The following is an 11299-nucleotide window of genomic DNA, read 5'->3' on the forward strand; positions in this document are numbered from 1 at the left end:
TATGAAAGTGACCATCGTCGGCACGGGTTACGTCGGTCTTGTGACCGGCGCGTGCCTTGCCGAAATCGGCAATGACGTGTTTTGCGTGGATGTCGATCCGCGCAAGATCGAAATTCTCAACAACGGCGGCGTGCCGATCCACGAGCCGGGCCTTCAGGAAATGCTCAAGCGCACGCGCGCGGCGGGCCGCATCCAGTTTTCCACCGACGTGAAAGCGAGCGTCGAACATGGCGACATCCAGTTCATCGCGGTCGGCACGCCGCCCGACGAAGACGGTTCCGCCGACTTGCAGTACGTGCTCGCCGCCGCGCGCAACATCGGCAAGTATTCGAACGGCTTCAAGGTGATCGTCGACAAGTCGACAGTGCCGGTCGGCACGGCGTTGCAGGTGAAGAAGGTCATCGACGAAGAGTTGAAGGCGCGCGGGCTCGAAGGTTCGGCGAAGCATGGCTTCTCGGTCGTGTCGAATCCGGAATTCCTGAAGGAAGGCGCGGCGGTCGACGACTTCATGCGACCTGATCGCATCGTGATCGGCATCGACGACGACGATGCAGGCAATCTCGCGCGCGAGAAGATGAAGCGGCTCTACGTGCCCTTCAACCGCAATCACGAGCGCACGCTCTACATGGACGTGCGCTCCGCCGAATTCACGAAGTACGCCGCCAACGCGATGCTCGCGACGCGCATCTCGTTCATGAACGATCTGTCGAATCTGGCGGATACCGTTGGCGCGGACATCGAATCGGTGCGGCGCGGCATCGGCTCGGACCCGCGGATCGGCTATCACTTCCTGTACGCGGGCTGCGGTTACGGCGGCTCGTGCTTCCCGAAGGACGTGCAGGCGCTCGCGCAGACCGCGCGCGAGAACGGTCACACGCTGCGCGTGCTCGAAGCGGTCGAAGCGGTCAATCACGACCAGAAGGACGTACTCGTCAACAAGATCGTCAGGCGCATGGGCGAAGACCTGCGCGGGCGCACGTTCGCCGTGTGGGGCCTCGCGTTCAAGCCCAATACCGACGACATGCGCGAGGCGTCGAGCCGGCGCATCATCGAGGCGCTCTTGCAGCGCGGCGCCACGGTGCGCGGTTACGATCCCGTTGCACGCGACGAAGCCGAGCGCGTGTTCGCCCTCGACCTCGCGGATCGCCCCGAGGACATCAAGCGTCTGCACTTCGTGAAGACGCAACAGGACGCGCTGACGGGCGCGGACGCACTCGTCATCGTGACCGAATGGAAGGAATTCAAGAGCCCGGATTTCTGGCACTTGAAGAGCGCGCTGAAGACGCCGGTGATCTTCGATGGCCGCAATCTGTATGAACCGGAAGCGATGGCCGAAATGGGCATCGACTATTACGCAATAGGACGTCCTCATGTCGAACTCGACCGCAACGGCAGCAGCAGCTAACGCCGATATTCCCGTCGTGCCGCGCGCGCGCATCTCGGCCGCGCGCGTGCTGGTGGTCGGCGACGTGATGCTCGACCGCTACTGGTTCGGCGACGTCAACCGCATCTCGCCCGAAGCGCCCGTGCCGGTCGTGCACGTGCAGAGAAAGGAAGACCGGCTCGGCGGAGCTGCGAACGTCGCGCGCAACGCGGCGGCGCTCGGCGCGCAGGCGGGCTTGCTCTGTGTCGTCGGTCACGACGAGCCGGGCGAGCGCATCGTCGAGTTGCTCGGCGAGAGCAAGGTCGCGGGGCATCTCGAACGCGATCCCGAACTGCTCACGACCATCAAGCTGCGCGTGCTGTCGCGCCAGCAGCAACTGCTGCGCGTCGATTTCGAGAACACGCCGAATCACGAAGTGCTGCACGCGTGTCTCGCGCGCTTCGCGGAACTGCTGCCGCAGCACGATGTGATCCTCATGTCCGACTACGCGAAGGGCGGCCTCACGCACGTCACGCAGATGATCGCCGACGCGAAGCGCGCGGGAAAGCCCGTGCTCGTCGACCCGAAAGGCGATGACTGGGACCGTTATCGCGGCGCCACGCTCATCACGCCGAACCGCGCCGAACTGCGCGAAGTGGTCGGCCAGTGGAAGTCGGAGGAAGACTTGCACGAGCGCGTGACGAAGCTGCGCGCCGAGCTCGATTTCTCGGCGCTGCTGCTCACGCGCTCCGAAGAAGGCATGACGCTCTTCACCGAGAGCCAGGTGCTGCATACCTCGGCCGAAGCACGCGAAGTGTATGATGTCTCGGGCGCGGGCGACACCGTCATCGCAACGGTCGCGACCATGCTGGGCGCGGGTGTGCCGCTCGTCGACTCGATCGTCTATGCGAACCGCGCCGCGGGCATCGTCGTAGGCAAGCTCGGCACCGCGACCGTCGACTACAACGAACTCTTCGCCTGACCTTACCTGATACTTCGCCATGACCATCATCGTTACCGGTGCTGCCGGGTTCATCGGCAGCAATATCGTCAAGGCGCTCAACGAGCGCGGCGAGCAACGCGTGATCGCGGTGGACAACCTCACGCGCGCCGACAAGTTCAAGAATCTCGTCGATTGCGAGATCGACGATTACCTCGACAAGACCGAGTTCGTCGAACGTTTTGCGCGCGGCGATTTCGGCAAAGTGCGCGCGGTGTTTCATGAAGGCGCCTGTTCGGACACGATGGAAACCGACGGCCGCTACATGATGGACAACAACTTCCGCTACAGCCGCGACGTGATGGACGCGTGCCTCGCACAGGGCGCGCAGTTCCTCTACGCATCGTCGGCGGCGACGTACGGCGGGTCGAGCCGCTTCGTCGAAGAGCGCGAAGTCGAGAAGCCGCTCAACGTCTACGGCTATTCGAAATTCCTGTTCGATCAGATCGTGCGTCAGGTGTTGCCGAAGGCGCAGAGCCAGATCGCCGGCTTTCGCTACTTCAACGTGTACGGCCCGCGCGAGACGCACAAGGGCCGCATGGCGTCGGTCGCCTTCCATAACTTCAACCAGTTCCGCTCGGAGGGCAAGGTCAAGCTCTTCGGCGAATACAACGGCTATGCCGCGGGCGAGCAGACGCGCGATTTCATCTCGGTCGACGATGTGGTGAAGGTGAACCTGTTCTTCTTCGATCATCCGGAGAAGTCGGGCATCTTCAATCTCGGCACCGGGCGCGCCCAGCCGTTCAACGATATCGCGTCGACGGTGGTGAACTCGCTGCGCGCGCTCGATGGCGAAGCGGCGCTGTCGCTCGCCGAACTCGTGCAGCGCGGGCTCATCGAGTACATTCCGTTCCCCGACGCACTGCGCGGCAAGTATCAATGCTTCACGCAGGCGGACCAGTCGCGCCTGCGCGCGGCGGGTTACGACGCACCGTTTCTGACGGTTCAGGAAGGCGTCGATCGCTACGTGCGTTGGCTATTCGGCCAGCTATAAACGCGTTTCGAGTCTCTCTAAACTGGGTCTCACGGTTGGCGCCGTTGCCAGCCGTTCCTCACGGAGACTCAGTCATGTTCAAGCAAGCACTTTCGTCGATCGCCGCCTTCGCGCTCATCTTTTCCCTCGGTAGCGCGTTTGCGGCCGTCGACGTCAACACCGCCAATTCCGACGCGCTGCGCGGCGTCAAGGGCATCGGTCCGGCCAAGGCGAAAGCCATTCTCGACGAACGTCAGGCGCATGGCCCCTTCAAGGACGCCAGCGATCTCAGCACGCGCGTGAAAGGCATGGGCGGCAAGACCGTTCAGCGTCTCGAAGCGGAAGGGCTGACGATCGGCGCTTCCGCCAAAACCGCCGCCGCCGCACCGCCGGGCGCTGCGAACCCGGCGGTCGCGACGCAGGTTTCGGCGTCCGCGTCGTCCAAACCCGTCGTCGTGAAGAAATAAGGGACGACGCCACGGCGCGCCGGCGTGCCCGGCGCGTCAACGATCTCCTTCAGTCTTCGGAAGTGTTGGGCTCCCCCGTGGACGGTCTGCCTGCGGGGGTTTTTGCATGTGCGTGCGTGGCCGCGCGCGGCATTCCATCCGCGCATCAGGGGTGCGCCGGCGTCGACGGGACCGCTGGGCTACAATCGAAGCATTCTCATATCAAAAATCCGGCGGCGGGCGCGTCCTGCCGCGGGAATCGAATCCGCTCCGCATATGGCTTACATGACTATCGAAGACACGATCGGCAACACGCCGCTCGTGCAGCTCGTCCGCGTCGTGGACGACGAAATCCGCAGCCGCAACAACGTCGTGCTGGGCAAGCTGGAAGGCAACAATCCGGCGGGCTCGGTGAAGGACCGTCCGGCTTTGTCGATGATCAGGAAAGCTGAAGAGCGCGGCCGCATCAAGCCGGGCGACACGCTGATCGAAGCGACGAGCGGCAATACCGGCATCGCGCTCGCGATGGCCGCCGCGATGCGCGGCTACAAGATGGTGCTGCTGATGCCCGAAGATCTTTCCGTCGAGCGCCGCCAGAGCATGGCCGCGTATGGCGCGGAGATCGTGCTGACGCCGGTGACGGGCGGCATGGAGTACGCGCGCGATCTCGCCGATCAGATGCAGCGCGATGGCAAAGGCATCATCCTCGACCAGTTCGCGAATCCCGACAATCCGCTCGCGCATTACGAAGGCACCGGCCCCGAACTGTGGCGTCAGACCGAAGGCCGCCTCACGCACTTCGTCTCGTCGATGGGCACGACCGGCACGATCATGGGCGTGTCGAAATACCTGAAAGAGCAGGACCAGAAGATCGAGATCATCGGTGCGCAGCCGGAAGAGGGCTCGCGCATTCCGGGCATCCGCAAGTGGCCGGAAGCGTATCTGCCGAAGATCTTCGATCGCAGCCGGGTCGACCGCGTGGAGAACGTGAGTCAGGCGGCGTCCGAGGCGATGGCGCGGCGCCTCGCATCGGTCGAAGGCATTTTCGCGGGCATCTCGTCGGGCGGCGCGTGCGAAGTCGCACTGCGTATCGCGCGTCAGGTGGAGAACGCGACGATCGTGTTCATCGTCTGCGATCGCGGCGATCGTTATCTGTCGACGGGCGTGTTTCCGGCGTGATGTTGCGGCCTTTGCCCACGCAATGAAAAAGCCCCGGCGTGCCGGGGTTGCCGTTCAGCCAGGCAGAGCGTCTGCCTTCTCGCCAAAATTTCGACCTATTCAAGCTCTACGGACGGGGCGCGCTGCCGACTTTTTCTGCCGGTCCCGATGCGTCAATCTGGAAGTCGGCCTGTAACGCCTGAAGGAACAAGCGCGACTGTTCGACGACCCACGTTGCCAGTTCCAGGTCCACGCTGTCGCCGGTATAGTCAGCCGCCTGGCGGATTTCCTGTGCGCGGTTCAGTGTGCGGCCCCAATCAGGCAGTACCCGACCGGTCTTGACAAGATGCAAGCCGAATGCCGCAATCACGCCGTTGTGCGTTCGCACGACATTCGGATCGACCGGCGCGCCAGAGGCGAGCAACGCGGCGCGTGCAGCATCGAACATGGCGTAATAGGCGCGGTTGCACGCTCCGTTAATGTCACCGTCATCGAGCAGCAAGGCCGCCGAGGACGACGCGCGGATAGCCTTCGTCAACAGATCGCGGACGCTCAGCACAGGCGAACTCCGTCACTTTCGATATTACGTAGAAGCGCCGGGTTGGAATACGACTCCGGGCGCGCCCATTCGTCTTCCCAGACAGGAAGGGGCTGCACCAGGATTCCCGTCTCCAGCAATACGTCAAACGCCATGTCGGCCATCATTAGTTTGGCCACCATGAACTGGCCGCGTGGTCCGGGCAGGACGACCGCGATATCGGCGTCGCTGTCCGGGCGGAAGCTGCCTTTAGCGCGACTGCCAAAGAGAATGGCTCCCTTGACCGGAAAGGCTTTCGTGGCTCTGTCCAGAAAAGCAAATGCCGTCTTCCTTGTATCGGCATCGATGGGATGTTCAGTCAGGGTGTGCATGCGTGTCGCCTCACGTTCAATCACGCTCACTGAGCATCATATGTCACGACGATCATTGGCGCGCACCAGTGTCCAACGCTATGAACGGCATGACGGGTGGCGCCCTTTCAGTGCAAACACGGTGTTACTGCGTATCGCCCGCCATCATGCGCGCCTTCACCGCTTCGCCGAGCTGATACACCGCGAGCGCATAGAAGAAGCTGCGGTTGTAGCGCGTGAGCACGTAGAAGTTCTTCAGCCCGAGCGTGTACTCGGTCGCGCGGCCGGGCGTCGGCAGATCGACGACGGTGAGCGGCGTCGCCGCCTGAGCCTCGACGTTCAGTCCCGGCTCATTGAGCAGCATGCCGGCCTTCGTCAATTGCGCGAGCGACCATTTCGGTTCCGGCGCACCGTCGGCGGCGGCCTGTGCGATGCCCTGGCTGCCGACATCGCCGGCGATCCGCCACACGACCGGACGGCCCGGCTCCCACCCGTTCTGCTTCAGATAGTTCGCGACGCTGCCGATGGCGTCCGCCGGGCTCGTGCGCAGATCGATGCGGCTGTTGCCGTCGTAATCGACCGCGTATTGCACGATGCTGCTCGGCAAAAACTGTGGAATGCCGATCGCGCCGGTGTACGAACCGAGCACGGTCGTCGGATCGATCTGCGCATCGCGCGTCCACACGAGCAGGTCTTCCAGGTTCTTGCGAAAGGTCGCCATGCGCTCGACGCGGTTCGGCGTGTTCGGGTAATCGAAGGTGAGCGTGGTCAGCGCGTCGAGCGCGCGGAAGTTGCCCATGTACTTCCCGTAGATCGTCTCCACGCCGATGATCCCGACGATCACCTCGGGCGGCACGCCGAATTGCTCGGAAGCGCGCTGCAGCGTGGCCTGATTCGCGCGCCAGAACTTCACGCCCGCATTGATGCGCACCGGCTCGATGAAGCGCGACTGATACGCGCGCCAGTTCTTGGCCTGCGGCGTGGGCGATGGCAGAACCAGTTTCGCCGCCGTCGCCGAATAGCTCACGCGGGCGAACAGGTCGTGCAGCGCGGACGAATCGAAGTCGTAGCGCGCGACCATGTCGTTGATGAACGCTTCGACATTCGGGTTGTTCGCGTAACGCTGCGGCACGATCTCTTCTTCGAACATCTGCCCTTGCGGCGTCGCGGCCTGCGGCTGCTGCGACTGCGCAAAGACACTGTTGCCGGAGAGAAAGCCGAGCGCGCAGACGAGGGAGGCGATGAGTGCGCGCTTTGCCGGCTTGAATGAGGCCGTGAAGTCGAACGGAGCAAACTGGAAAGTCATAGTGTGCGTGGTTGGGGGCGGTTGGGGCGATGCCGGATGCGCGTGCGGTCAAAACGCCGGAAGTTGAATCGATCCGAAACGATCTGCAACGATTCTCAACAGAACGCAACGCGCAACCGCTCGGCCGGCAAGGCGTCGGGGCAGTATAACCGACGCCTTGCGCCCATACTGCCCGCGTGCCGGGGCGAGGGCGGCCGTGCCGAACGGTGTGGTAACTTAACGTCAAATGCGCGACGCGTGGTCGCGTATGACGAAAAAACACGAGACGAGAGCCGACGAAAGCGGCATTGCGAGACATCATGGCCACCGGCTTTTACTCCCACCCCGACTGCCTCCGGCACGACAACGGTCAATGGCATCCCGAATGCCCGGCGCGCCTGCAGGCGATCGAAGATCAGCTGATCGCGAGCCGGATCGATGCGCTCATCGAGCGCGAGGAAGCGCCGCTCGCCGAGGAAACCGACCTCGCGCGCGTGCATACGCAGGCGCATATCGACTACATCAAGAGCCGCACGCCTGAGTCGGGTCGAAGCGAGCTCGATCCCGATACGTCGATGTGCCCCGAGTCCTATCGCGCCGCATTGCGCGCGGCGGGCGCGGCGATCGCAGCGACCGATGCCGTCATCGAAGGCCGCCACGAGAACGCGTTCTGCAGCGTGCGCCCGCCGGGCCATCACGCGGAGCCCGCGCGCGCGATGGGCTTCTGCCTCTTCAACAACGTCGCGATCGCCGCGCGTCACGCGCTCGAGGTGCACGGCCTGCAACGCGTCGCGATCGTCGATTTCGACGTGCATCACGGCAATGGCACCGAGGCCGCGTTTTCCGGCGATTCGCGCGTGCTGATGTGCAGTTTCTTCCAACATCCGTTCTATCCGTTCAGCGGCGCTGGGAATCATGCGTCGAACATGGTCAACGTGCCGCTGCCCGCGCGCACCAAGGGCATGCAGGTGCGCGAGGTCGTCGACATGATGTGGCTGCCGCGGCTCGAGGAATTCAAGCCGCAGATGATCTTCGTTTCGGCCGGATTCGACGCGCATCGCGAAGACGACATGGCCAACATGGGTCTCGTCGAGGACGACTACGCGTGGATCACCGAGCAGGTATGCGCGGTGGCGAAGCGTCACGCGCAAGGGCGCATCGTGAGTTGTCTTGAAGGCGGGTACAACTTGTCGGCGCTCGGGCGCAGTGTGGTTGCGCATTTGCGCGTGCTGGCTGAAATCTGAAGCGGTAAATATCTCTACGTTATTAGCCGATCCGAATTCATTATTAAACGGAATGTAACGCGTCCTGTAAAATCCCGGACCACGGTACTACACAGCTACGAACCAGCGGCGGCCGGCTGCGCGGGGTGCGTTCCACTCGGCGAGCCTTCCGCCGTTTGCATTTTCCATGATCGAAATACGCAATCTCTCACAACGATTCGCCGGCCCGCGTGGCTGGGTCGAAGCGCTTCACAACGTCAATCTGACGATTCCCGCTGGCGAAGTGTTCGGCATCATCGGGCGCAGCGGCGCGGGCAAGAGCACGCTGGTACGCACGATCAATCTGCTCACGCGCCCAAGCGAAGGCAACGTGATCGTCGACGGCCGCGATCTCACGACACTCGGCAAGGACGATCTGCGCGCCGCTCGCCGCGACATCGGCATGATCTTTCAGCACTTCAATCTGCTGAGCTCGCGCACGGTGTTCGACAACGTCGCGCTGCCGCTCGAACTCGCCGGCAAGAAGCGCGCGGAGATCGAGGCGGCCGTTCTGCCGCTGCTCGATCTCGTCGGCCTGACGACGCACAAGGACAAATATCCCGCGCAGATCAGCGGCGGCCAGAAGCAGCGCGTGGGCATCGCGCGGGCGCTCGCGAGCAAGCCGACCGTGCTGCTTTCCGACGAAGCCACGTCCGCGCTCGATCCCGAAACAACCCGCGCGATTCTCGATCTGCTGCGCAAGATCAATCGCGAACTCGGTCTCACGATCGTGCTGATCACGCATCAGATGGAAGTCATCAAGCAGGTCTGCGATCGCGTCGCGGTGCTCGACGCGGGGCGCGTGGTGGAAGAAGGCAAGGTCGTCGATGTCTTCATGCAGCCGCATCACGAAGTCACGCGCGCGCTGATCGGCGATGTGATCGCGCACGAGTTGCCGCCCGCGTTGAAGGCGCGCGTCATCGAGCGTCTGAAGACCGGCAGCGGCCATCTGCTGCGGCTCGCGTTCACGGGCTCGGGCGTCGATCAGCCGATTCTCTCGGAGACGATTCGCCGCTACGAGCTCGATTTCAACATCCTGCACGGTCAGATCGACGAGATTCAGGGGCAGGCGTTCGGCTCGCTCGCGGTGCTCGCGGGTGGCCAGCCGGTGAAGATCGCCGAGGCGATCGAGTATCTGCGTTCGCAGGGTGTCGTGGTGGAGGAGTTGTCCCATGTTGAGTGAAATGTTCGACATGTTCGTGCAGTCGTTCTGGGAAACGCTGATCATGGTCGGCATCTCGGGTCTGGTCGGCGCGGCCGTCGGCCTGCCGCTCGGCGTGCTGCTCTATCTCACCGATCGCGATGGCGTGCTGCAGAACATCGGCGTGAACCGCGTGCTCGGCGGCGTCGTGAACGCGGTGCGCTCGACGCCGTTCATCATCCTGCTCGTCGCGGTGATTCCGTTCACGCGGCTCGTCGTCGGCTCGTCGATCGGCACCGCGGCCGCGGTCGTGCCGCTGACCATCGCCGCCGCGCCGTTCATCGCGCGGCTCGTGGAAACCGCGCTGCGCGAAGTGGATCGCGGTCTCATCGAAGCCGCGCAGGCGATGGGCGCGACCACCCGCCAGATCGTCTTCAAGGTGCTGCTGCCGGAATCGCTGCCGGGCGTCGTCGCGGGCCTGACGATCACCTTCGTGTCGCTCGTCGGCTATTCGGCGATGGCGGGCGCGATCGGCGGCGGCGGCCTCGGCGATCTCGGCATCCGCTACGGCTATCAGCGCTTTCTGCCCGAAGTGATGCTCACGGTCGTCGTGATCCTGATTGTGTTCGTGCAGGTCGTACAGTCGTTCGGCGACTGGCTCGTTCGTCGTCTCAGCCACAAATAACCATTCGATAAATCATGCAACGTCGATTCATTCTCAAATTCGCTGCCGCGCTCCTCTCCGCAACGATGTTCAACGGCGTCGCGCATGCCGAAGACGCCATCAAGATGGGCGTGACCGGCGGTCCGCACGCGCAGATCATGGACGTGGTGAAGCAGGTCGCCGCGAAGAACGGCCTCAAGATCACGGTCGTCGAGTTCTCGGATTACGTGCAGCCGAACGCCGCGCTCGCCGCCGGCGATCTCGATGCGAACAGCTACCAGCATCTGCCGTATCTCGACGCGCAAGTGAAGGATCGCGGCTACAAGCTCGTCAAGGTCGCGGATACCGTGACGTTCCCGATGGGCATCTACTCGAAGAAGCTGAAGTCGCTGGCGTCGCTCGGCAACGGCGCGCGCGTCGCGGTGCCGAACGATCCGACCAACGGCGGGCGCGCGCTGCTGCTGTTGCAGAAGCAAGGTCTCATCAAGCTGCGCGCGGATGCGGGGCTGAAGGCGACGCCGCTCGATATCGTCGAGAACCCGAAGAAGCTGAAGATCGTCGAACTCGACGCCGCGCAGATTCCGCGCTCGCTCGACGATGTCGACGTCGCCGCCATCAACACCAATTTCGCGATGGAAGCGGGCCTGAAGCCGAAGTCGGACGCAATCGCGATCGAAGATCCGCGCGGCCCGTACGTGAACATCATTGCAATCCGCGCAGCCGACAAGGACAAGCCGTGGGTCGCCAAACTGATCGCGGCCTATCACTCGCCGGAAGTGAAGCAGTTCGTCGAGGGCAAATACGCGGGAGCCGTGATTACGGCCTGGTAATCGTTTTCAGAGGTGGAGTTCGGGTTTTCGCGGATATAAATAGAACGACCGTTCGTTAAAAATGGTCGCATTCCTATTGCACGACGACCCATCCCACCCGATTGCGGAGGGGCTAGCCGACGCGTCACTCGTATAATGACGCTGGGTTGACGTAATCGTAACTTTGGAGCGTGTGCATGAAAATTCTGGTGCCAGTCAAGCGCGTGGTCGACTACAACGTGAAGGTCCGAGTGAAATCGGATAACACGGGTGTCGATATCGCCAACGTGAAGATGTCGATGAACCCGTT

Annotated in this window: 12 protein-coding genes and 1 pseudogene; 10 read left to right on the forward strand and 3 right to left on the reverse strand. The window is 63.1% G+C overall.

Features of this window, described 5'->3' with window-relative positions; translation table 11 throughout:
• Position 1 precedes the first annotated feature (1 nt).
• From AWB80_RS36595 to cysM, 5 genes are all read left to right on the forward strand, one after another.
• Positions 2 to 1405: a UDP-glucose dehydrogenase family protein gene (locus AWB80_RS36595; RefSeq protein ID WP_061179519.1), complete on the forward strand. Its 1404-nt coding sequence runs from the start codon at positions 2 to 4 to the stop codon at positions 1403 to 1405.
• Positions 1371 to 2345 carry a D-glycero-beta-D-manno-heptose-7-phosphate kinase gene (rfaE1, locus tag AWB80_RS36600; protein ID WP_061179520.1) on the forward strand — a complete coding sequence of 325 codons (975 nt, stop codon included), beginning with the start codon at positions 1371 to 1373 and terminating at the stop codon, positions 2343 to 2345. Before AWB80_RS36595 ends, rfaE1 begins: the two co-directional genes overlap by 35 nt.
• A 19-nt stretch (positions 2346 to 2364) precedes the next feature.
• A complete protein-coding gene (rfaD, locus tag AWB80_RS36605; protein WP_061179521.1) occupies positions 2365 to 3357 on the forward strand; it encodes an ADP-glyceromanno-heptose 6-epimerase in 993 nt (330 codons plus the stop codon).
• 74 nt (positions 3358 to 3431) lie between these two features.
• On the forward strand, positions 3432 to 3803 hold the full coding sequence (locus AWB80_RS36610) for a ComEA family DNA-binding protein (RefSeq protein WP_061179522.1): 372 nt from the start codon (positions 3432 to 3434) through the stop codon (positions 3801 to 3803).
• A 255-nt stretch (positions 3804 to 4058) separates the two neighbouring features.
• Complete coding sequence (gene cysM, locus AWB80_RS36615; RefSeq protein ID WP_061179523.1) at positions 4059 to 4961, forward strand: cysteine synthase CysM; 903 nt, start codon at positions 4059 to 4061, stop codon at positions 4959 to 4961.
• Between the two features lie 106 nt (positions 4962 to 5067).
• On the opposite strand, the gene AWB80_RS36620 is transcribed toward cysM, so the two are convergent.
• From AWB80_RS36620 to mltB, 3 genes are all read right to left on the reverse strand, one after another.
• A complete protein-coding gene (locus tag AWB80_RS36620; protein WP_244206924.1) occupies positions 5068 to 5499 on the reverse strand; it encodes a HEPN domain-containing protein in 432 nt (143 codons plus the stop codon).
• Positions 5493 to 5849 carry a nucleotidyltransferase domain-containing protein gene (locus AWB80_RS36625; RefSeq protein ID WP_061179524.1) on the reverse strand — a complete coding sequence of 119 codons (357 nt, stop codon included), beginning with the start codon at positions 5847 to 5849 and terminating at the stop codon, positions 5493 to 5495. The genes AWB80_RS36620 and AWB80_RS36625 overlap by 7 nt, the downstream gene beginning before the upstream one ends.
• A 124-nt stretch (positions 5850 to 5973) precedes the next feature.
• The gene (gene mltB / locus AWB80_RS36630; RefSeq protein WP_208635736.1) at positions 5974 to 7134 is read right to left on the reverse strand and encodes a lytic murein transglycosylase B; all 1161 of its coding nucleotides are present in this window, start codon (positions 7132 to 7134) and stop codon (positions 5974 to 5976) included.
• Between the two features lie 299 nt (positions 7135 to 7433).
• On the opposite strand from mltB, the gene AWB80_RS36635 reads away from it, so the two are divergent.
• From AWB80_RS36635 to AWB80_RS42975, 5 genes and pseudogenes are all read left to right on the forward strand, one after another.
• Positions 7434 to 8357, forward strand: coding sequence for a histone deacetylase family protein (locus tag AWB80_RS36635; RefSeq protein ID WP_061179525.1), 924 nt, complete (start codon positions 7434 to 7436; stop codon positions 8355 to 8357).
• A gap of 166 nt (positions 8358 to 8523) precedes the next feature.
• Positions 8524 to 9558: a methionine ABC transporter ATP-binding protein gene (locus AWB80_RS36640; protein WP_061179526.1), complete on the forward strand. Its 1035-nt coding sequence runs from the start codon at positions 8524 to 8526 to the stop codon at positions 9556 to 9558.
• Positions 9548 to 10201 carry a methionine ABC transporter permease gene (locus AWB80_RS36645; protein ID WP_061179527.1) on the forward strand — a complete coding sequence of 218 codons (654 nt, stop codon included), beginning with the start codon at positions 9548 to 9550 and terminating at the stop codon, positions 10199 to 10201. The genes AWB80_RS36640 and AWB80_RS36645 overlap by 11 nt, the downstream gene beginning before the upstream one ends.
• A 14-nt stretch (positions 10202 to 10215) precedes the next feature.
• Positions 10216 to 11010 (forward strand): MetQ/NlpA family ABC transporter substrate-binding protein, encoded by a 795-nt coding sequence (locus tag AWB80_RS36650; RefSeq protein WP_061179528.1) that lies wholly within the window; start codon positions 10216 to 10218, stop codon positions 11008 to 11010.
• A gap of 176 nt (positions 11011 to 11186) precedes the next feature.
• A pseudogene (locus tag AWB80_RS42975) lies at positions 11187 to 11299 on the forward strand (electron transfer flavoprotein subunit beta/FixA family protein); the annotation flags it as partial.

The organism is Caballeronia pedi, assembly GCF_001544915.2.
GTDB classification, from domain to species: Bacteria; Pseudomonadota; Gammaproteobacteria; order Burkholderiales; family Burkholderiaceae; genus Caballeronia; species Caballeronia pedi.